This window comes from Methanofastidiosum sp. (genome assembly GCA_013178285.1).
In the GTDB taxonomy this organism is placed as follows: domain Archaea; phylum Methanobacteriota_B; class Thermococci; order Methanofastidiosales; family Methanofastidiosaceae; genus Methanofastidiosum.
Genome location: JABLXD010000011.1, coordinates 1 through 21,719, shown reverse-complemented (window position 1 = coordinate 21,719; position 21,719 = coordinate 1). Strand labels below are relative to the sequence as shown.

General features: G+C 35.8%; 17 protein-coding genes and 1 tRNA gene. 9 read left to right on the top strand and 9 right to left on the bottom strand.

Annotated features, from left to right (window positions below; all coding sequences use genetic code 11):
* Positions 1–11: 11 nt before the first annotated feature.
* Positions 12–203, bottom strand: coding sequence for a hypothetical protein (locus tag HPY60_05090; protein NPV50556.1), 192 nt, complete (start codon positions 201–203; stop codon positions 12–14).
* 235 nt (positions 204–438) lie between these two features.
* Between HPY60_05090 and HPY60_05085 the strand changes: the two genes are divergently transcribed.
* From HPY60_05085 to HPY60_05065, 5 genes are all read left to right on the top strand, one after another.
* On the top strand, positions 439–2,934 hold the full coding sequence (locus HPY60_05085) for a hypothetical protein (GenBank protein NPV50555.1): 2,496 nt from the start codon (positions 439–441) through the stop codon (positions 2,932–2,934).
* Between the two features lie 297 nt (positions 2,935–3,231).
* Positions 3,232–4,422, top strand: a complete 1,191-nt coding sequence (locus HPY60_05080) for an MFS transporter (protein NPV50554.1) — start codon at positions 3,232–3,234, stop codon at positions 4,420–4,422.
* Between the two features lie 39 nt (positions 4,423–4,461).
* On the top strand, positions 4,462–4,845 hold the full coding sequence (locus tag HPY60_05075; GenBank protein ID NPV50553.1) for a hypothetical protein: 384 nt from the start codon (positions 4,462–4,464) through the stop codon (positions 4,843–4,845).
* Positions 4,846–4,897: 52 nt separating this feature from the next.
* The gene (locus HPY60_05070) at positions 4,898–5,548 is read left to right on the top strand and encodes a fibrillarin-like rRNA/tRNA 2'-O-methyltransferase (protein NPV50552.1); all 651 of its coding nucleotides are present in this window, start codon (positions 4,898–4,900) and stop codon (positions 5,546–5,548) included.
* Between the two features lie 5 nt (positions 5,549–5,553).
* On the top strand, positions 5,554–5,904 hold the full coding sequence (locus HPY60_05065) for a hypothetical protein (protein NPV50551.1): 351 nt from the start codon (positions 5,554–5,556) through the stop codon (positions 5,902–5,904).
* Here HPY60_05065 and HPY60_05060 read toward each other — a convergent pair.
* Positions 5,901–6,440: a winged helix-turn-helix transcriptional regulator gene (locus tag HPY60_05060; GenBank protein ID NPV50550.1), complete on the bottom strand. Its 540-nt coding sequence runs from the start codon at positions 6,438–6,440 to the stop codon at positions 5,901–5,903. The genes HPY60_05065 and HPY60_05060 overlap by 4 nt on opposite strands.
* Positions 6,441–6,560: 120 nt before the next feature.
* Between HPY60_05060 and HPY60_05055 the strand changes: the two genes are divergently transcribed.
* Complete coding sequence (locus HPY60_05055; protein ID NPV50549.1) at positions 6,561–6,764, top strand: hypothetical protein; 204 nt, start codon at positions 6,561–6,563, stop codon at positions 6,762–6,764.
* 77 nt (positions 6,765–6,841) lie between these two features.
* Here the strand turns inward: HPY60_05055 and HPY60_05050 are convergent.
* The 4 genes from HPY60_05050 to HPY60_05035 all read right to left on the bottom strand — a co-directional run bounded on the left by HPY60_05050 (position 6,842) and on the right by HPY60_05035 (position 11,154).
* Positions 6,842–6,914: transfer RNA gene (locus HPY60_05050), tRNA-Gln, on the bottom strand.
* Positions 6,915–6,929: 15 nt separating this feature from the next.
* The gene (locus tag HPY60_05045) at positions 6,930–7,718 is read right to left on the bottom strand and encodes a hypothetical protein (protein NPV50548.1); all 789 of its coding nucleotides are present in this window, start codon (positions 7,716–7,718) and stop codon (positions 6,930–6,932) included.
* Between the two features lie 35 nt (positions 7,719–7,753).
* The gene (locus tag HPY60_05040) at positions 7,754–10,360 is read right to left on the bottom strand and encodes a valine--tRNA ligase (GenBank protein ID NPV50547.1); all 2,607 of its coding nucleotides are present in this window, start codon (positions 10,358–10,360) and stop codon (positions 7,754–7,756) included.
* Positions 10,360–11,154: an MBL fold metallo-hydrolase gene (locus tag HPY60_05035; GenBank protein ID NPV50546.1), complete on the bottom strand. Its 795-nt coding sequence runs from the start codon at positions 11,152–11,154 to the stop codon at positions 10,360–10,362. The genes HPY60_05040 and HPY60_05035 overlap by 1 nt, the downstream gene beginning before the upstream one ends.
* 66 nt (positions 11,155–11,220) lie before the next feature.
* Between HPY60_05035 and HPY60_05030 the strand changes: the two genes are divergently transcribed.
* The 3 genes from HPY60_05030 (at position 11,221) to HPY60_05020 (ending at position 14,273) form a co-directional block, all read left to right on the top strand.
* A complete protein-coding gene (locus HPY60_05030; protein ID NPV50545.1) occupies positions 11,221–11,508 on the top strand; it encodes a YggU family protein in 288 nt (95 codons plus the stop codon).
* A gap of 64 nt (positions 11,509–11,572) precedes the next feature.
* Positions 11,573–13,198 (top strand): DNA topoisomerase VI subunit B, encoded by a 1,626-nt coding sequence (gene top6B / locus HPY60_05025; protein NPV50544.1) that lies wholly within the window; start codon positions 11,573–11,575, stop codon positions 13,196–13,198.
* The gene (locus tag HPY60_05020) at positions 13,188–14,273 is read left to right on the top strand and encodes a DNA topoisomerase IV subunit A (GenBank protein ID NPV50543.1); all 1,086 of its coding nucleotides are present in this window, start codon (positions 13,188–13,190) and stop codon (positions 14,271–14,273) included. The genes top6B and HPY60_05020 overlap by 11 nt, the downstream gene beginning before the upstream one ends.
* Before the next feature lie 20 nt (positions 14,274–14,293).
* Here HPY60_05020 and HPY60_05015 read toward each other — a convergent pair whose 3' ends face one another.
* The 3 genes from HPY60_05015 to HPY60_05005 all read right to left on the bottom strand — a co-directional run.
* Positions 14,294–15,439, bottom strand: coding sequence for a DUF11 domain-containing protein (locus HPY60_05015; protein ID NPV50542.1), 1,146 nt, complete (start codon positions 15,437–15,439; stop codon positions 14,294–14,296).
* Between the two features lie 17 nt (positions 15,440–15,456).
* Positions 15,457–20,628 carry a DUF11 domain-containing protein gene (locus HPY60_05010; GenBank protein ID NPV50541.1) on the bottom strand — a complete coding sequence of 1,724 codons (5,172 nt, stop codon included), beginning with the start codon at positions 20,626–20,628 and terminating at the stop codon, positions 15,457–15,459.
* A 169-nt stretch (positions 20,629–20,797) separates the two neighbouring features.
* On the bottom strand, positions 20,798–21,719 hold a 922-nt coding region (locus tag HPY60_05005; protein ID NPV50540.1), incomplete at its 5' end, for a hypothetical protein.

Here is a 21,719-nt window from a genome sequence, read left to right as displayed (position 1 = left end):
TCCTTAGATATTTATATGTCCAAAGCATTCTTAATAATTACAAGTACCATAGCTCTTAATGTAAGATCTGTATACATAGCCAGTTCTTCAAGCCAATCCTTTCCTATAGCTTCACTGACATGAGGATATTTTTCCAAATTTTGTTTGAGAATAAGTTTTAAGAAAGTATATCTTTCTTTTTCGTTAATTAAAATAGATTCCATGTTATTTCCTAGAATGAGTATATTCCATTTTTTCATAAATGTGGCAATCAATTCAAAGAATGAACTAATATTAGCTTCCCTCTTTTTTAAATACAAATATAATAATTTCATCCTCAATGTCTTTTTTAGCCTCCTAAATATATTTTTCAAATTCTGAAGACTCTATTTCTTCTCTTCGGATTTTACTAAAATTATAAATACAAAATATTATTAATCAGGATATGCTTGTTAATTTATGGAATCTCTTGAAATACTCCATAATTTATGTTTACATAAAGATGACGATGGAATTAAAAAATATCTTGAAGATAAATCAGATGATGAATTATTGGGAATTCTTGATTCAATAGTTAAAGAAAGTATATTTTTTTATAAAATTGCCCTTATCCATCTTATTGATAGATTATATTCAACGAATGATTCTTTTATAAAAATTCTAATCGAACTCATTGAAGAAAATATATGTGACTATATGATAAATAGAATTATCAATCCCATTAAGGTAATTGCACTAAGAAACTATGAGATAACTTGTGAAATTATAAAAAAGATGCAAAATATGGGAAGAAGTCCAGGAGTATGTTCGGGCATTATAACTTCTATGCTACTTGGAGAAGGAATTCTAGATAAAGAAGTTACGACTAACTTGGTATCAGAAGATTGTATTCTACAGAGAAATTCTTTAGTTGCAATATGTAGTTCTGATTTAGACAAATTCAAAATATTCTTTCCTAATATTATTGATAATGTAGAGAATGTACATCAAGAAAATAAAGACATCTTAATTTATTGTTTAGTTAAAGGAATCAATTTATTAAATGATGAATCTGCTTTGATTGTTCTACAAAAAGAAATTGAAAATGCAGATTGTAATACTGCCCTCTCTTTTATTAATTATATTCGATTCAGAGAAGGATTTCCTATTGAGCTAATAAAAAAAGCTGTAATTATAATTGAAAGGGAATACAAAAATCATCCTTTCATTGATGACGCTCTTGGACTTATCTATAAAGGGGATTCTAAATTTGTCGTGGATCGATTACGAACAAGATTAAATGAAAAATCAAGGTATACCCTTGCAAATGAAATGCTAAAATTAAAAATAAAGGAAGTCGGCGTAACTCCTGTTATTAGAATGTTTGAGGAAGAAATCGACAAAAACAATTCTAGGATGATTTACTTTGGAGAAAGGGAACTAAATGATTTTTTAGGTTCAGGACAAGATTCAATAGAATGGTGTGAAAAATGGAAAGGGGACGAGAGAAAAGAAAGTGTTGTCCTTAGGCTTTTACAGGATATTTTAACAGATTTAATAAATTATAATCCTTCAGATATAAGAAATAGGGCAATATCCCTAGTTAGAGAATTTGGAGTAAATAAAGGCTTGGATTATGAAGATATAACAAAGAATATAAATCTTGGAAAGGATCACAATGAAGGGGCAAAATATAAAGAAGACACTTTGAAAGCACTTGAAGTCATTAATCACATCTTATATCCTCTCCCGAGAATCAACGTTGACACTCTGAAAAAAAATTTGGAAAAATATCCTTATATTTGTAAAGCTATAGGAAAGGATTGGCTCATAAGAAATGCAACTTCAAAAAAACCGCACTTATTAGCCCACATTTATAGTAGTGAATCAAAGAATAATGTATATCAACTCTATTGGGAACGAGTATTTAAGATTCTGGATAGGTATAAAATTGAGATAAATATAAAAAAATTACAGGATATAGAAAATGCAAGATTTATTCTTGCTGAAGCAGAGGTATTTTCTAGATTGGCACCAACTTTTAAAATTAATAAAGAGCCTGACATCAAAGAGTTTGGGCGCAGTAAGCTTGAAGCCAAAATAGAATATAATGGGCAGTCAGCTTTGATTGAAGTTGCAACAGTTGAAGAATTACTTGAGTTCAAAGTTTCAGGTCAAATAAGTTGCATTCCTGGAAGAAAAACTAAAAATATCTTAATGGGAAAATTTAGAAAACAACTAAAAAATGGAAAAGTAGACCCCGGGATTCCAGTTATTTTCATATTGTGTTTAGGTGCAGATAAAGACTTTTTAGATGTAGAAAGTGCAATTTATGGCATACTCAAAGCAAATTTTGTTACAAATGCTGAAACATTAGAGGTTGTGGAAGAAGGCCTAAAGAGAGAAGAAGGGTCTTTTTATAAAGAAGAACATAGTGACATAGTGACAGCAGTTGCTGCATATACAAGAGATTATTATAAAAGTGATTCCCTAGTAGGAAGAATATTCTTTCCCCCTAATTATATTATTTCAAAGAATCCTATAGGTAGAGAATTCAGACTTAGATTAAGAGATGCATTATTTGGAAAAAGTGAGAATAGTGATTGGCAATCACTTACGAAGATCAAAGGAATTAACAAAGAAATGGCTAGAATACTGCATGCACAAGGAATTGAAGATATAGAAGAACTTGCTATATCTAAAGCCGAAGACTTTTCGATAGAGGGATATGGCACTGACGAAATTAAAGAGTTTCAAAAAGAGGCTATGAGAGTAATACAAGCAATTTCAAGAGGTTCAATAAGATATCTTAAAGGAATTGATAAGCATACGTATGACGTATTAGTTAATAAAAAAATATATCTAATTAGTAAACTATTAGAATTAAAAGAAAAACCTGAAAATATTGATTCTGATATATGGATCCAAATTATAGAAGACGCAGAAAGAATAACTAGAAATTATGAAAACAAATAAATATAAAGAAAAATAAAATACTGTTTTTCTTTTTTAATTTATAATAAGTAAGTTCCCGCATCTGCTCTCAGTTCAAGATTAGAATTGAAAGTTTAACAAGCCCTAGCATCTTCTTGAATTCTTCAAGTGTCTGTGAGTATCTTCGAAACTTCTAAGAATTTTCCCATTGTATTTACTTTCTTTTTTGATTAAGAGGAGTTTATCTTCATCTAAAATTTACCCTATGTTTGAGAATTTATATAGTTTCATAGATTCAATGAAACAAATCTTTATATTTCCATAGACTTTTACTAATCCATGTTTCATTTTGAATCACGTTTAAAAATTCTAATCATTTTATCCTTATCTGCAATTTTATCCTTCTCGCTCTGGTTTAGTGCTAATGCGGTAATCCCCCAACTAACAGAATATTTTAACCTTACAACTTCTCAAAAAAGTTTACTAAGTATAATAGTAACAATAGGATTCATAGTCGGCGCTCTTACCTATGCAGTTCTTAACTTGCCGGATGTATTCAAAACAAAAAACGTGTTTGCAGCATCAGCAGCTCTTGGTGGCCTAACAAGTTTTATAGTAGCTTTCTTTGTTGAATCTTTTTCACTGCTACTTGTGCTTAGATTTTTTACAGGATTTTTCTTGGCAGGAGTATACCCTCCAGGAATGAAACTAGCTTCTTCTTGGTTTCAAAAGAAAAGAGGATTTGCAGTTGGATGTATGGGCGCTTCACTAGCCCTAGGCTCCGGGATGCCCTACCTTTTTAATCTAACAGGCATACCTGAATGGCGAATCTTGATTAGTTTTTCTGGTCTTGCTTCTTTGGTAAGTGCCATACTAGTTTTTGTGTTTGTAAATGAAGGGCCTTACACTGCAGGAACAATAAAGTTCAGAATAGAAAATTTGAGGGATATACTAAAAAATCAAAAATTAAAACTGGTAAACTATGGGTATTTTGGCCACATGTGGGAACTATATGCAATGTGGGCATGGATCCCAATTTTCTTAAGGGAATCCTATCTTAAATCTGGAGCAAATGATAATTCAATTTTATTCTTTTCACTAATCACCTTCCTAATCTTTCTCTTTGGCTCTTTGACAACATTCTTTGGTGGTTTCATTGCTGATAAGATTGGGAAGCCCCAGTTTAACATTCTAATGCTTTCAATAAGCGGTTTCTGTTCTCTAATAATTGGATTTACTTTTGGAGTCAATAACATTGCAATGATTATTATTGCTTTGATCTGGGGAATGAGTGTAGTTGCAGATAGCCCTCAGTATTCGGGTATGGCTACAGAAGTAGGGGATAAAAAATATATGGGGACTGCAGTTACGATACAGCTTGCAATTGGATTTTTCATATCAATCATCTCAATTAAACTAATACCAATAGTTGTTGATATTGTTAGCTGGAAGTATGCTTTTTCAATATTATTTTTAGGACCGCTCTTAGGATTGCTCTCATTGAATAAGCTACGAAGAATAAAAAGTTAAACTTAAAAATATCCAAAATCAAATAAATAAAGGGATGAAATGAAAAAAATAATTTTAATTTCTACTCTTATCTTAACATCTCTTTTAATTGGCTGCATAGCTCAGACTCCAGAAGGGGTAATTATCAAAGATAAAGAGATACCTGGATGCACACCAGATTTAGCAATTACAACAGTCAAGTGGGAATCAGATAAGTTAATTGTATCTGGAGAAGCAATTAATAATTGTGGCAAAGATGCAACTGACTTTTCAATAAAAGGGCAGTACTACGCAAAGGACGGGAAGGAACTAGGTATCGATAGAGTTATCGTGAAAGAAGTAAATGATAAAGCAAAAAAAAGCTTCACAATATCTTTCCCTGACCCAGAAAAGAGAGTCTCAAGATATGAACTTAGCATAGATCGTATTTACTGGAAACAGTAAAATATTTTTTTATTTAGAAATACTTTTATAGTCACATTGGATAGTATCTCTAATGGAAGAGATTTTTACAAATGTTTTTATTGATGGTGACAAGCTTTTCACAAAAAATCTTACTAGAGGGGAGAGAGTATACGGTGAAAAGTTAATTGACTTCAAAGGAAAGGAGCTAAGAGAGTGGAATCCGAGAAGGTCAAAACTTGCAGCTACAATAATGAAAGGATACAGGGATCTGCCTTTCAAAAAAGATTCAAAAATATTATACCTTGGCGCAGCAACAGGGACTACTGTTTCCCATATCTCAGACATTGTAGAAAATGGAAAAATATTCTCTGTTGAGATATCTGAGAGGAGTATGAGACAGTTTCTCAATATCAGTGAAGTCCGAGACAATATCTACCCAATACTTGAAGACGCCTCAAGCCCACATCTTTACTCAGGTTTGATTGAGCAAGTTGATTTTATATACCAGGATGTTGCCCAAAAACACCAGAGAGAGATACTGGTAAAGAATTCAGTGTATCTAAAAAAGGGCGGAACAGTCTTCTATTGTGTTAAGGCAAGAAGCATTGATTCTGCTAAGCCGCCAGAAGAAATCTTCAAAGAAGAAATAAAGCAGCTTGAAAAAAAATTTGATATTATAGAAACTATTGATCTTTCACCATATGAAAAAGACCACATTATTATTATTGCAACTTTAAGGTGATTTATTTGGAAAAGGTAAAACTTAGATTAAAATTGTTAGTATCATACTTAGAAAATGGAGACTTGAAAAAAGCAAGAGAAAACTATCTTCAGATTGCTGAACATTTAGGAGACACAGAATTCAATAAAGGTTACGCAAAGGCCATAAACGGTATTGTAACCTCAATGGAAAAAAATGACAGAGATTCAATTATCTGCAGAGCAGCCTCAAAAGAGATTGACAAAAGAGATCTAAAAAAGCTACTTCTAGAATCTACAAAAAGGGCAACAGATGCCTTTAGAACTGAAGAAGAAAAAGGTTTTGAAACAGCCTGGGTAGATGTCCTCTCAATTTACGTTGAAAGGGCCGGGGCTTAGAACTTTATCAAAAGTAACTTTGCTTTTTCTTCAATATAATAAATCCTCTTTAGTAATTTATTCTTTTCTTCCCTGTCGTTATCACTTCTAAAGTTAGTCCTTTCAAGTTCTGTCCTTAACTTGGATAGTTTCAAAACTTCCTTAAAACTATCCTTCTTGTCAAGATTTTCAGAAAGAAGCCTTTGCTCAATTGACTTGATACTCTCGCTAAATCTTTTTATTGCAATAGCATCTTCTCTTTTTCTTTCTTCAGAGAATTTTTGTTCAAATGTATCTAAGTCGGAATATATATCCTGAAACTTCTCTGTTATTTTCCTACCTTCCGCTGTAAGTCTAATGAATCTTATTCGCCCTTCCTTATAGGATTCAACTAGCCCAACTTCTTCAAGTTCTTTTAATATATTAAAAACGTGTGGATATATGGAGCCAACTTCCTCGGCAATCACTTTTGGGTACCTAGGTTTTTCTTCTTCAAGCATGCTAAGCAAGATCTCGACTGTTTTTCTATTGAAAAAAAGCTCCTTTAAATCATTCATAACGACTATTTTAACTCTAACTTTAAAATTATTTGCTTTTGATTAAGCTAAAAAGAAATCATGCCACCTTCAAGTAGCAAAATATTTAAATCAATAATTAAAAATAGCCTACGGGATAAGATGAGTCTTATAGATAGAAAAGGGCCACACGTTTGTGTTAATTGCGATAATCTTATTCAAAAGGATGATGAAAAAGAGATAGGCATATGCTCAATCGCAGCTTCCACAAAGACGACCTTTAAAAAGTACTACCAGAAATGCGATGAAAGATCAGCGCTCACTGGAGAACTCTGGATATATATTGATGGCGAAGATTGGGGTTAATTTTTTACTTCAATATTGTATTAATATTTTATTAATTCTTAAATACTACAGATTTTAATAGATTTAAAAAGAAGGAGTAGCCGGGGGCGGATTCGAACCACCGTCTCAAGGTCCAGAGCCTCGAAGGATTGACCACTACCCTACCCGGCTGTTAGAATCAAAAGATTAATCTCTATTAATAAGTTTTTCTGTTTCTCTGATATATGCCAAACTATCTTTTTCTAAAAGAGCCCTTACAGAAAAATCACTAAAAAGTTCATTGAACCTTCTTTTTAATGATCTTAAAACGTAGTCATCGTAGTACATATCACATTTTGTTTCAATATTATAAAGGAGAAGATATTCTGGGGGAAAAGGTATTGTACTGATGACTATATCGCCATTTAAAGAAGAGACGATATCCTCTTCAGTTAGATCCCCTGTGGCATATTCGACTATAGAACCAACAATCCTCCTAATCATCTGCCATAAAAATCCATTACCTTTAAATTCAAGAATAAAAACTGGGCCTTCCTTTCTATAACTTGTTTCGATAGTCCTTTTTGTTTCATCAATTCCATTGTACTTTGAAAATGAAAAGAAGTCATGATTTCCATTAAAAAAAGATAATCCTTTTGATACGAGAGTTTCATCATAGTTTTTGTCAAAAAGATAATATCTATAAGTTTTAGTAAAGGGAAACTTAACCTCCCTATTTGTTTTACCATATACCCAGATATCTTCAAGTGAATGGGTCAATTTTCTTATGTTTATATCGTCTTCAACTTCTAACCTTAAAATATTTGAAAGTGCGGATACACCTCTATCAGTTCTAGATAGAAAGCCATAGTTAATTGCATTTATACCATCATTTTTCAGAGTTTGAATTATGTCCCCTTCAACTGTTCTAACGTCGGGCTGGGATTGTGAGCCATAAAACTCTCTCCCATTGTATGCTACTTTCAAATAAACCATTAAATATAAATTATAAAAAAAATATAAAAGTGTTTTTATAAGATTTCAATAATAAAGTTCTTGTCCTTTATGATATTTACTTTCATACCTTTTTTGAAGAATTCACGCTCTACTCTTTCAACATAGTCCCTATCGAGCTCAAATCCATCGACTGTGATCTTTCCATTTTCTTCAAGACTTGATATATTATCTCTCAAAAGAGTCTTTACTTTTTGGACGTCCTTCCCAAACTTTGGCCCTATAATATCATATCGTGGTATGACTTCGATTATCTTCTCGTCAATATCTGGCTTTCCACTCTTAAGTTCTAGATTTGAAACGTTCATAGACTTTGAAATGTCCTCTGAGAGTTCTTCAATATTCTTTTCAGTGTAAACTACCGCCGCATTTAGGGGTGCATTTAATGGCATCTTAAGGTCAGATTTGTACCTTCTTATTGCAACAGTTATGTCCTTTAGAATTTCTCCTTTTTCGAAAGCCTCTTTATCGTAGAATTCAAATGAGGGATACTCTGTGAGGTGAATGCTGTTTATTCCTTCATCACTAAAGATTTCATTGTATATCTCCTCAGTTATATGCGGTATGTATGGTGAAATCAATCCGATTAGATTTCTAAGCAGGGTCTTTAAAGTAAATGCTGCCTCGTCTTTTTTCACGTTATTATACAATCTGTATTTGACTACCTCAATATAATTATCAGCAACTTCATGCCACAAGAATGTTCTTATTTCCTTTAAAACTAGAGCAAAACTATAGTCATCAAGCTCCTTTCTTGATAACTTGATTAGCTCAGATAGCTTTGATAAAATCCATTTATCAGATACTGTAAGTGAATCAAGATCAATGTTTTTGGTGTTTGCATCAGATATATTCATCTCAATAAATCTTGAAACGTTCCAGAGTTTAGTTAAAAATCTGTTACCATGCTCTATTTCTTTCCAGGTGAATGGGAAGTCTTCTCCCTTGGATGCAAGAAGCGCCCACTGTCTCAATGCGTCAGCACAGTACTTACTAAGGGGTTCATCAGGCTCGATAACATTTCCTAATGATTTACTCATCTTTCTTCCATCTGGGCCTGCTACCATCCCATGTATTAATGTCTCGTTCCAGGGATTTTCTCCTGTGATCAGATTACACCTAAATAAAGTGTAAAATAGCCATGTTCTAATAATTTCATATCCCTGGGGCCTTATAGTTGAAGGATAAGTTTTACTGAAAAACTTCTCGTCATTATTATACTTTGAAATTGCAAGAGGTGTTGCAGATGAATCTACCCAGCAGTCACATACATCTGATTCCCCTATAAATTCATTGGAGCCGCATTTACATTTTTCTTTTGGCGTATCAAATCTTGGATCAACTGGTAGCCACTCTTCTTTTGCAGGCATTAGCTCCCCACATTTTTTACATTTCCAGAAAGGAATTGGGGTTCCAAAGACTCTCTGTCTGGATATGATCCAGTCCCAGTCCATTGAGTCTGTCCAGTCATAGAACCTATCGTACATGTATTGTGGGTTCCAGGATATTTTCTTTCCATTTTCAATAAGCATGTCCTTGTAGTCCCTTACATTGATAAAGTACTGCTCCATAGGTAAAAGCTCAATTGGGGATTTGCATGAACCTCTTTCAACGTGAAGCAATACTCTGTGCTTCATTTTTTCTTCTTTAATGAGAAGCCCTAAATCATTTAACTCAGATACAATGACTTTCCTTGCTTCTTTAACTGGGAGGCCGTCATAATCCTTTCCGGCCTTTAGCCTTCCATCCTCAGTTATAGAAGTTATTACTTCAAGATTATACTTCTTCTGCCAAAGTATATCCTGTTCATCACCATAAGTACAACAATAAACTATTCCAGTTCCAAAAGACATATCGACTTCTTCATCTGATAATATTGGAACTTTTCTCTCAAATAGCGGAAGGACTACACTCTTGCCTTTAAACTTCTCATATCTTGGATCTTTTGGGTTAAAGAATACGCCAACACAAGAAGGCATTAGTTCTGGCCTTGTTGTGGCAATCTCAACATGCTCTTTTCCACCTTCAACTGGAAGTTTAAGATAATACAGTTTTCCATCTTTTTCCTCATACCCAACTTCTGCCTTTGCAAGAGCAGTCATGCATTTTGGACACCAGAGAATTGGGTGTTTTTCCCTAAATAGATGGCCTTTGTGATAAAAATCAATTAATGTCTTTTGAATGAGCTTAACATATTCAGGTTTCATTGTGAGATACATTCTTGACCAATCAGGGAAGTACCCAATATCGGTCATCTGTCTCCTCATTCTGTCAACACAATATGCAGTCCACTCTTTGCATTTTTCAATGAAAGCTTCTTTATCATCTTTTGAAATCTTAAACTCATGCTCGACTTTCAATTCAGTTGGAAGGCCGTGACAGTCAAATCCTTGTGGGCAGTAGACGTTGAATCCTCTCATTCTCTTGTATCTCTGAACAAAGTCAATCCATGTGAAATCCATTACATGACCCATATGGAGTGAACCGGACGTAAATGGCGGTGGCGTATCTAGAACATATACTTCGCCATTTTTGTCTGGATTGAATTTGAATATCTCTTTTTCAAGCCAATAATTCTGCCATTTCTTTTCAATCTTTTTACCGTCGTAATCTTTATCCAACATTATTTCACCGTCTCTTGGTAGCTAAGTTGCCCATTCATATAAATCTTTAATCCTTCATCGGCAATAAAAGTTTTAATACCTGTGCTTTCTTGTATATAGCGCCTTTCTTCTTCTGCACCTTTTAAATGCATCTTGTAACCAATATGGGTGATAACTGCCACTTCTGGATTTACCTTTTTTACGATATTTTTTGCATCGTCAGTTGTAAGATGAAATGGGATTCTATCTCCATTTGGTCTTGTGACGTTAAGAATCATTACACGAGACCCAATGTACTGATCTTCCATTCCATTAAAATACTCAGTATCGGAAGTATATGAAATGGCGCCTGAATCTGTAAAGATTTTATATCCAATCGCAAATGGGTCTGAATGCTTTGCTTTCAATGCTTGGATCTTCTGCCCCTTGATATCAATATTTTCCCCAGCAGAGAGAGATATGACAGCTTTCAAATTTTTTCTGTAATATGGAAAAATAATCGAAGCAAACTCATCCCTTCCCTCAATGACGCTTTTGCTGCCAACTACAAAACCTTCTTTTTTCAACATGCCCCCAGTCATGCTCTCAACCATTATAGGAACATCATTAAAATGATCTGTATGGCAGTGGGAGATTAAAAGAGCCTCGGTCTTTCTTGGGTCAAGCCCATTTTGGATTGCCCTTAGATGTGCCCCAGGTCCTGGATCTACGTGAATCTTTATCCTATCTTCAACATAGAATCCTCCTGTTCCTCGTTTTTGAGTAATGGTCATGAATCTTCCTCCTCCACTACCCAAAAAAGTTATCCTTGCCATAACTACCTCTAAGTAACTTTTTTAAGAGTTCAATTTATTGAGTTTATAAAACTAATTAGTGGTAAGATGTTAGAAGCGTTAAAAGAAAGTAGAGGCGGCACAATTATTGAAATTGAAGTTGTTGCAAACTCCAGTGAATTTCACATTGAATACAATGAATGGAGCAAGAGAATAAGGCTAAAAATTACATCACCTGCAATAAAAGGCCAGGCAAACAAAGAAATTCTAGCCTATTTTAAAGGTATTTTTGGGAATGCCACTATCGTAAAAGGCGAGCATAATAAAAAGAAATCTATATTTGTTAATTCTACATTAGAAGAAGTTTCTAATAAATTATCTAAAATTTTAAAATAATCCAAAATTCGCTATAGCAAGACTTATAAAGAATTAATAACTAGTTATCAATAGGTGAAATTGGATGTCAGAAACGAAAGTCAAACATGCTGATGAAATATTTAAGTCATTTAAAATGCAAAGTGTTTCTGAGTTCTTTAAAAAGAATGCAGCAATGCTAGGATATACTGGTAAATTACGTTCATTAACAACACTTGTTCACGAAGGTGTTACAAATTCTCTTGACGCCTGCGAAGAAGCCAGGCTTTTCCCGGATATTTCCGTTTATATTAGTGAAATAGGGCCTGAGCATTATAGAGTCATAATGGAGGACAATGCTTCAGGAATCCCTTTAGATTATATACCTCACGTTTTTGGGAAGATGCTTGCAGGTAGCAAAGCCCATAGAAATATTCAATCACGAGGGCAGCAGGGGATTGGTGTTTCTGGTGCAGTCATGTACTCCCAAGTTACTACTGGAAAGCCAACTGAAGTTGTAACTTCTACTGGGGACAAGATCATTAACAAAGTTAATATCAAAATAGATGTTGAGAAGAATGCTGGAGAGATTCTATCACACGAAACTTTGAAGAATCCTGAAAAGTGGAGAGGGACAAGGATAAATCTCGAGGCAAAGAATCTTCAATATAACCGGTCAAAGTATGGCCCATACAGTTATCTTAAGATGACTGCCATTGCAAATCCTCACACAAGAATTCTTTTTGTTGAGCCAGATGGAACAAAGATATTATTTGATAGAAATGTCAGGGAAATCCCAAAACATCCTAAAGAGATGAAGCCACACCCTCACGGTTCATCAGCTGATGATATACTTTCCATGATTAAGAATTCTAGTGCTACAAGGGTAAGGACTTTTTTAGTTTCTGAGTTTACAAGGGTGTCAACTAAAAAGGTAGAAGAAATAGAACAGATTTCTGGCCTTGACCTTGATATTAATCCCAAGAAAGTAGACTGGGAGTATGCTGAAAAACTAGTCAGTGCAATAAAGCAGATCACTTTTATGGCCCCACCAACTGAGGGCCTTATCCCAATAGGCGCAGATTCTGTGAAACTTGGGCTTGAGGGAATTCTTGCACCTGAATTTGTACATACAGTTACAAGAAGTCCTCAGACATACCAAGGAGGTATAGCCTTTATCGTTGAAGCAGGTCTTGCCTATGGAGGTGGTGCCGGTAACAATGGACTTGATATTATAAGATACGCCAATAGAACCCCACTAATCTTTGATCAGGGAGGATGCTGTATCACAGAAGCTGCCAAATCAATTGAGTGGAAAAGGTATGGCGTAAAAGATGACAATGCACCACTTACAATATTCGTTAATCTTGTTTCTACACACATCCCGTACACATCTGCAGGTAAGCAGGCTATTGCAACTGAAGAGGAGATCTACAACGAGATAAGATTTGCACTTATGGAAGCAGGTAGATCTTTATCGAGATACCTATCAGGAAAAAGACGTGCCCATGAGAAGCTTACAAAGAAGAAGACTCTTCTAAGATATGTAATAGAAACATCCAATGCTCTTGGAAGCCTGATTAAAACAGATGATAACTCTAAGATAATCAAAGCTCTGACTGACATAGTTGAGAAAAAGTATGACTTTGAAGAAACAAATGGCAACGAAGAAGAATCTACGACATTATCTGAAGAAAACGGTGAGGAAGAGGTGATTGAAAATGGAGAATAAATCTCAAGACATTCCATCAACACTCGGTAAGTTTGGTGAGGAGCTTTATGGGCAGATAATGAGAGAAGAAAGCCCTTCGATAAAGATACCCCAAAGAGGTAAATCTAACGTATACTTTGATGACGAGGAGAAAGTTATACAGCTGGGAGATAAGTTCTCCAAGAGGCACTTCTTAAATGTTGCACATACAAAGAAGTTTATGCAGACTGTTCTTGTTGCTTCATACTGCAGAAGGCTTGTCGAAGAGAACAAGCACGCTGGTATAAGAGAGTTGTACTATGCCTTAAAGCATACAGTGGAAGGATCCAAAGAGAATACTTTTGATGACCAGATAGAATCTAATCCCATTATTGAAGACCTAGAAACAGCACTTGATATATTGAGAGAAGAATTGAATCTTACTGCAGATAGAAGAGGTTATATTTACGGAGATGTAGTCCTAAAAGATGGTGATGATGAGTTTAACGCCTCAAAACTTGGTAGAGGCGGATGGGCAGTTCCAGGTACTGTAGAAGATATAGAATTTTTGGACCTGAATGCCGAATATATTCTTGTTATCGAAACTGCTGCAATGTGTGATAGGCTTATTGAAGAAAAGTTTGCTCAGGGCAACAATGCACTGCTTGTGGCATGCCAAGGACAGGCTCCAAGAGGTATCAGAAGATTGATTAATAGACTACATACTGAAAAGAACTTACCTGTTTATGTGTTTACAGATGGCGATCCTTACGGATGGTACATCTACTCTACAATAAAGCAAGGTTCAATGAATCTAGCATACCTTTCTAGAAGACTTGGAGTCCCGGATGCAAAGTTTATAGGTATGACTATGGATGATATAGACGAGTACGGACTTCAAAAAGTTACTGAAAAGCTAAAGGACATGGACAAGAAAAGAATCAATGAGATAATGGAATACGAGTGGTTTAAACACAAAGACTGGCAGGAACAGATGAAAAAGTGTCTAAAGCTTGGGGTCAGGATAGAGCAGCAGGCTCTTGCAAATAAATCTCTAGAGTTTGTCGCCAAAGAATACTTGCCTCAGAAGATAGAAAATGAGGTATTTTTACCTTAAATAAAAAAATAAATTTATTTTTATTTTGATAAGATTTCTATCAGAAGCCTCATTCCTTCTCCGATTGCTTCACATTTCTCTTTTGTTAATCTTTGTGCAAGCCCATAGTTACCCTTGTCGTATGCATTCTGTGCCTCTTCACAAAGTTCGTCTGCTTTATCAAGTAGTTCTACAGCCCTAAGGTACCTTGGATCTCTATCAAGTCCTTTTTTCATTACCTCAATCTTTAGTTCTTCGATAATATCGTCAGGTCTGCAGCAAGTGTCATCTTCATCGAGCACATTCTGATTAGTAATCAAGTTTCTTGCTTCTTTGGCCAAATCCCTGCTATAACATAGATCGCATCTCTTCATGTATCCTTTTGTGATTATTCTTAGAGACTCTCTTGGATTTCCACCAGGATGCTTTAATATTTCTACTTGATCGTCATCAGATACAGGGAATCCATTTGGAGGTTGACCTTCTGTAATCGCATAATTTATGCTCTTGTTTTCATAACCGTTAAACTTTGCAGAGAAGGTTATAGTCTTACTTTCTCCAACATCTAATAGTCCAATGTTGTTCCATGTTATCGTAGTTGTCCCATCTCCATTAACTACAACTGCATCGGGCACTGGAGTAGCCAAATTAGCATATGTTAGTCCAACTGGTAACGTATCAATTACTGAAACAGGATCTAATAGTACCTCACCAGTATTTGTTATTACCAATGTGTACTGATTGGTAAATCCTGTCTTACCCCATGGTGGTTCAACTGATTTAACTATATTAATTGCTGGACCTTTTACCCCAACTGGAGAGTCATCTGAGTCTGTTACATCACCTATCGTTGAAGTACCTATGACTGTGGCATTATTAATGAAGGTTCCAGTTCTCCCTGGATCCACTGTTGCCTGGAATTGAACTACTATCACATCTGTTGGATTCATTGCACCTATATTGTTCCAAGTAAGAACTTCTGGTGACCCAACAATAGTATCTGGTTCTTGTGGTACGCCACCTACAATGCTATAACCAGGCCTATATGTGAGACCATCAGGTAAATAATCTATCAGTTTTACTGGATCTAAGGCCATTGCACCAGTATTTGTAATAGTGAGACTAAAGTATACAATTCCTCCAGGTGAGGGAACATTAATATCTGTATTTAGGGTGACCTTCTGCAAATCTGTCCCGGGTGAGATTACATTCCAATCGTCTGAAAGTGGGCCGTATTGTCTCCTTCATCGTTACCACTTGGTAGAGACCAGTACTCCGTATTTGTAACGGTATTGGTAAAGCTTCCTCCTTCTGGAGGGATTGTAGCGTCATACTCTAATGTTACTGACTGGTCTGGAGGTATTGATAGGTAAGTCCATTGAATTATATCCCCAATTACCATTGTAGTATCTGCTGTAGGTGAAGATGTAATTGATCCACCTACTAGAATTAGGCCTGAAGGTATTTGATCTTGAATTGTAACATCAAAGGCCGAGCTATTTCCAATATTTTCTACAGTAATTGTATAATGTACATTTTCTCCAGGCAATCCTTGAGTTTTATCTCCTTGCTTTTCAATTGTCAACTCTGGTTCAACGATTCTGACATCGTCTAAATCACTTATATTGTATGGTGCCAAATCTTGAATAAAACTTGTATTAGCATTATTTACTAGTATAACATCTGTAACATTATCGGGTAGAATGTTCTTGATTCTACCGGTGATTTTAATTAACACATTATTTGGCCCCAAGAAATTTCTATTTGATGCACCGAGCGGAGTTCCTAATTTCCAAGTAAGAACTTGTCCATTTTGATTAAACTGTTGAATTGTTCCTCCGTAAGTATCAGCATAAGTATGAGAAACATATTCAATTCCATCAGGTAAATGATCAACTATAGTTGTATTAGTGTAATTTGCACCTACCCCAGAATATACCACGGCCAAATCAAATACTACTTCTTCTCCTATTGTTGCTTTTTCTTTTTCTGACTCTTTAAATAGGCCTTGTATATTGATTATCCTTGCACTATCAGTTGCACTGCTGTATATGCATCCGTTGGAGCATTTGCCCACTGCAATAACTCCGTTTGTTCCTGTACCTGCATCAACTTTTAATCTAGCCGATAAAGTTGCCGACCATGTACCTCCTGATTGTGCAATTGGACCTGGTATCTGCCAAGTTATAGTATTGCCAACAACATTCGGCATTTCTCCATTTGTTCCATTTCCTGCGACTATTGGTGCTTCCCAATCAGCGCTTAACGTATCAATAACAGTCACATTGTAGGCTGGACTGTTACCTGTATTTGTAACAGTGATGGTCCAGCTTCCAGTACCTCCTGGCGGGACTGGTTGTATGGCAGGAGTCTTAGAGATAGATAAAATTGGTTTTAAAGGAGTAATTAGGCCGCTTGTATTTGTTACATTGAGTGAATTCCCACAACTATCTTGGTAATCTATTCTAACATTATTTGTTCCTGGCGTTACAGTTCCACAACTTAATCCATCATTTTTGACCCTAAATTGAAGTACTGTGTTTGTTCCGCTAGCTGTCATATTGCCGAGTGACCAAATAGGTTGGGAAAGATTAGACGGAGGATTTGGAATTGGATCAGGGCCAGAAATCATAGAATCAAATACAAATCCCGGAGGCAATGTAGATGTTACAAAAACATTGTAAGCTGTTGGGTATCCAGAATCATTCCTTAGTCTTATCGTTATGACTCCTTCACATGTAGTAAAAGTACCAATAGTTTGAGACCTAACAAAGTTTGGCCTAGTCCTTAAAGAACGGGTGCCACCAGATGCAATGTAAGTAAACCTGCAATTGTCATCACAACCGTATCTAACATAAGCAGTGTTGTTTGTAGCGGCCCCACAGCCACCTGCATTTACAGTTCCCCAAACATAATAAGTAGCAGTATTGCTACCTGAAACGTTTGACAATGTACCGTGTCTCCATGGGTCCGCCGATGTTCCTGAGCCCACGGGCACAGTGCCTACTGCAGGATATTGACTTGTACTAATGCCGCCAAAGGTCATGTTTGTAGGCAAAACATCATAAAATTCGACATTTGTTGCGGGTGCATTTCCACTATTTGTTATCACAAGTCGCCATTCTACAATATCGCCCGGTTCTGCAGCAACATTATCGGCAAAAGATGAGCCAGTAGTATGATTTCTACCACTTTTGGCTATAGCTAAAGTTGGAGTTCTTCTACTAATTTGAGAAGAAGCTTGAGGTGACGTTCTACCGTCATTACATGGGGTTAAATATGTAGCCTGTGATGTAAATGTTCCTGTTGAAGGCATGTCACAGCTCGAACGGATTGTAAACGTAATAGCAATTTCAGATGAAGGTGCCATAGCTCCTAAACCTGGAATTTGAGTTTTTGTCCACCTAATTGGGTTCGCACCGACATTTTCAGGATCAGATGGATTTCCAGAACCTACAACATATGAAATCCCTGTTGGCAATGTAGCCGTCACATTGACATCATAAACATAAGTTAAACCAACATTTTTTACGATAACAGTTGCACTTTGCTGATCACACATATTAATTGTCTGAGGAATAATATTGGTAGTGATGGCATCAGTATTTGGTATTCTAACTGATGCAGTATCTGTTTTTATTGGCTGACAATCTCCGCCTAAACAGCCAGCACTAGTTGATGCTAAATTTGTAAGATTGGTACATGAATCAATATTAGCGGTAAACAAAATCTCAGTCTTATCGCCTGCATTAATTTTATCAATAATCCATGTTGCCCCATTTATTGGATTGCCATTCCTATCTTGATTAATGAAAAGTTGGGAATAAGTTCCAACTGAAGAGTTATAAGAAAGTCCTGAACCGATTACATCTTCAAGCCAAATATTGTAGCTTGCACCACTTCCAGCATTTGTGAGGCAGAGTTTCCATGTAGCTTGATTAGTAGTGGCCCAGAGTAGCTCTGGAACCTTCATAAGACATACGTTTCCACTTAGGACCAAAGGATTTTGAGAAGCTCCATCTTGGCATTCCCTATCATAAGTTCCATTTCTGTTACATAAACCATCCCAGTATAGGTTAGAACTCATTCCACCTTGATCGGTACATTTTTTTGTTACATTCATTAAAATTCTTGCTTGTGTGTTTGTGGCAAAATAATCCCCATATTGCCATACAAAATCTGTGGGACTATTGTTACTTTCTGAAGGCGTATGTCCCACATAAGAAACAGAATTGATGTGATAATTACTTAGAGGAAAGACTACTTCTACATCATATGCTCCAACTGAAGAACTTCTGTTAATGACTAGCTCTATATCATATGTTCCACATTTATCAACAATTGGTGGAAGCCCAGTAATACTAATTCCCATCTCGGAATCATTTACGGGTACAAATGTGCCCTCTCTTATCTGTTGAGAATTTTCATAACATCCACTACCCACTACAGTTTTACCAGTATTAAGAATTGACCAGTCAAAGAAAGACCCAGAACCGCAAGAGGGACTTGATGAATTTTGAGTGGACATGTTGTATTCTATTCTTATCTTGGTGCCCCTAATTGAAGTAGTATCTGCATCAAAACATGAAGAGAAGTCAACATCAGAGAAATTAACATCAAGATATGTCGAGACAGACGGAGTGTAATAAACTATACAAGTTCCATTAATATCAATTTTAACTTGCCCTTGAAGGATTTGATTATTTGGCCTTTCTTCTCTGAATTTGAGGTTTGACACATTTACATCGTCCCAGAAACTTGTGTCTGAAAAGTTAAATTCGTTAGTGTATTTTATTGGGGTGCATTTTTCAAAGTTAAAACTTGAAGATACATATTTGTCAGAAGATATAGTTTCTGCACATTCAAGTATTGTTGACTGTGAAGCAGAGGCCGTTCGAACGCATCCACAACAATCGGTAACTGTAGCATTTAAAGTATTAGTTGCAGTTGTATAGCAATATTCACAGTCTGCATAAGTTGGAGACTGGAGAGTAATTGAAGTGTTTAATCCAGCTGCAGGGGTAACGTTCCAAGTTATTGTGTTTCCTGAAACACTTCCCCCTCCTGCATCAGTTATAGTAAAACCAGTAGGTATTGTATCTACTACAACTATATTTGATGCAGTACTAGTTCCACAGGACGTTGGGCCAGAATAAGATGCTGTGATATTGTACGTAATAGTTCCCCCCAAATACATCTGAGAAGGTGCACCTGTTTTTGAAACAGAGATCGATGGAACGTTCTGAACAGAATAGCTCCCAAATTTTACAGGAGGAAAGAATTCTTGAGTACAATAAAAGTATTCGGGCCTAAATATAATTGTACCAGAAGGTAAAGGCCCACACCACCCACCAGAAGGAACTAAATCGAATGTTAGATTTGTAGTTCCATTGGGTATATCACCTACAACGAAGTATTTTCCAACATTATTATAAGTTGCGCCAGATGGTGAAGTAATATTAGTGACTGTTAGGCTACCAAAATCAGCAGATAGATTAAAATCGTACGCAGTTCCGCCTGTATTAGAAATTGGTATATTGAATGTATTTCCAGTGTCACAATAATTTATATTAAATGAGGGAACACTATAATCAATTTTAGGGGGATTTGGTTGAAAAGCTATGCTCGCTATAGTTTCTTGTGTTTGGCATCCTCCTCCACACCCCCATGTGACTCTAGCTGTATCATATAATTCTGTGCATCCAATGATCTTTGCTCTTATTTGAATTTGTACCTCATCATCAGGATCCATATGGGAAAGGTCGGATATCTCAGTAGACGTCCACTGATACTCGCCCGGTCCAGTTTGAATTCCTGCGGGAGATGAAGAAAGGTATTGTAATCCAGGTTCAAGTATGTCTGTCACGAAAACGTCTTCAATCGGGCCAAGACCGGTGCTTTTTACAGTAATTGTCCAAGAAACATTTTCTTCCAATGTTGCGTTTTGCGTAGAAGGAGTTTTCTCTATTGTAACTGCCCCTTGTAAAACTGTTATTGGTTTAGTAAAAGAGAGTGGATGGGAACTGTTGTTATAATCATAAGATCCATTGACAGAAATATTTCCAACTTGAGTATTGCACAAAGTATCAACATTAATTTTTATTTTATCAGATAGCCCTGGACCTAAAGATGGAATATTATAAGTAAGGGGATCAGTTGTGCTAAATCCTGTTGGAAGTGACACTGTATAATTAATATCAATAGCGCTTTCATTGACAGAGGTATTTGTCAAAGTAACGTTGTATTCATAAGGGTAGCATATATAGACTGAGGCATTTCCGTCTATACTAACATCTATTATCTGGGCAGACACAGATGTCAAAGAAAAACTTAGCATAGATATTAATAAAATAAATATAATCGATGGTTTATTCATGTAATGTATGCAAATGATTAATATATAAACTTTTCGTCATTGGTAATCAATTACTGAATATATGATTGCAATGACTACTCATTATTTCAAGTTAATTTAAAAAAAAGAAAAGCTGGTGGTATGTTTTATTATATCCCGTTATTGATTAAAAAAGAAAAAAATATTTTTTTTATAGTCCTTTGAATGCTTTGTCAATTAGCTTCTTCTCTGGAGGCTTTGTCAGAAGACTTACTATTATCATAAGAGCAACTGAGATTGGTATTGCAATGAAGAATGGATCTAGTTGGGTCAAAGATGCTTTTGCATTTAGGAGTGTTGGTTTTCCAAATATAAATTGACATACTCTCAAAGGCTCTGATTCACCTACTTTGAAGAACAAAGTCCATATGATCCAAGATAAGAATCCTCCAATCATCGAAACTATAGCACCGATCCTTGTTGCCCTTCTCCAGAATAAAGCTCCTGTGTAGGCGGGCAAGAATACGGCACTGCACATTCCAAAGAATATGGTTGTTCCTCTAGCAATTATTGCAGGTGGAAGGATATATCCTAAAGCAAGGGAGATCAAAACTGTTGCGCCTATACCTATTTTTGTCGCAGTTACAGCATTTATCTTCTCTGAAGCATTTTTTACCCACACATGATAAAAGTCATGTCCGAAAGATGTACCCATTGCATGGAACTGCCCCGAAATTGTAGACATTGCTGCAGATATCAAAGGCAGCATGAAGAGTATGACAAACCAACTGGGGAACCTGTAGTTTACATATTCAGGTATAGCTGAATCTGTCCAGTAGACATACTCTGAAGGTCTACTAACTAGTTTTCCATTTTCATCATAATTAAAGTACATATCTCTAATCTGTTGATTTGAGAGTGTGGGGTCGTACCCTGATTTTATTACTTCTACACCCTCTTTCTCAAAATAGGCGTTGGTAAGCGATCCTACTGTAAAAGCCACCCCAGTCATCAAAAGAATGAATACGCCGCCTATTCCAACAGCTTTTGTTAGATCACGTTTGCTTTTTGCAGTCATGCACCTAACAGCAAGTTGGGGCTGAGCTAGTACGCCTATACCGACACCAAATATC

What these genes read in the sequence shown, in the direction of transcription:
- HPY60_05085 (NPV50555.1), top strand. Translation starts at nt 439, where the DNA reads ATGGAATCTCTTGAAATACTCCATAATTTATGTTTACATAAAGATGAC.
- HPY60_05030 (NPV50545.1), top strand. Translation starts at nt 11,221, where the DNA reads ATGTTAGAAGCGTTAAAAGAAAGTAGAGGCGGCACAATTATTGAAATT.
- HPY60_05080 (NPV50554.1), top strand. Translation starts at nt 3,232, where the DNA reads ATGTTTCATTTTGAATCACGTTTAAAAATTCTAATCATTTTATCCTTA.
- HPY60_05035 (NPV50546.1), bottom strand. Translation starts at nt 11,154, where the DNA reads ATGGCAAGGATAACTTTTTTGGGTAGTGGAGGAGGAAGATTCATGACC.
- HPY60_05070 (NPV50552.1), top strand. Translation starts at nt 4,898, where the DNA reads ATGGAAGAGATTTTTACAAATGTTTTTATTGATGGTGACAAGCTTTTC.
- top6B (NPV50544.1), top strand. Translation starts at nt 11,573, where the DNA reads ATGTCAGAAACGAAAGTCAAACATGCTGATGAAATATTTAAGTCATTT.
- HPY60_05020 (NPV50543.1), top strand. Translation starts at nt 13,188, where the DNA reads ATGGAGAATAAATCTCAAGACATTCCATCAACACTCGGTAAGTTTGGT.
- HPY60_05090 (NPV50556.1), bottom strand. Translation starts at nt 203, where the DNA reads ATGGAATCTATTTTAATTAACGAAAAAGAAAGATATACTTTCTTAAAA.
- HPY60_05045 (NPV50548.1), bottom strand. Translation starts at nt 7,718, where the DNA reads ATGGTTTATTTGAAAGTAGCATACAATGGGAGAGAGTTTTATGGCTCA.
- HPY60_05040 (NPV50547.1), bottom strand. Translation starts at nt 10,360, where the DNA reads ATGTTGGATAAAGATTACGACGGTAAAAAGATTGAAAAGAAATGGCAG.
- HPY60_05075 (NPV50553.1), top strand. Translation starts at nt 4,462, where the DNA reads ATGAAAAAAATAATTTTAATTTCTACTCTTATCTTAACATCTCTTTTA.
- HPY60_05010 (NPV50541.1), bottom strand. Translation starts at nt 20,628, where the DNA reads ATGAATAAACCATCGATTATATTTATTTTATTAATATCTATGCTAAGT.
- HPY60_05055 (NPV50549.1), top strand. Translation starts at nt 6,561, where the DNA reads ATGAGTCTTATAGATAGAAAAGGGCCACACGTTTGTGTTAATTGCGAT.
- HPY60_05060 (NPV50550.1), bottom strand. Translation starts at nt 6,440, where the DNA reads ATGAATGATTTAAAGGAGCTTTTTTTCAATAGAAAAACAGTCGAGATC.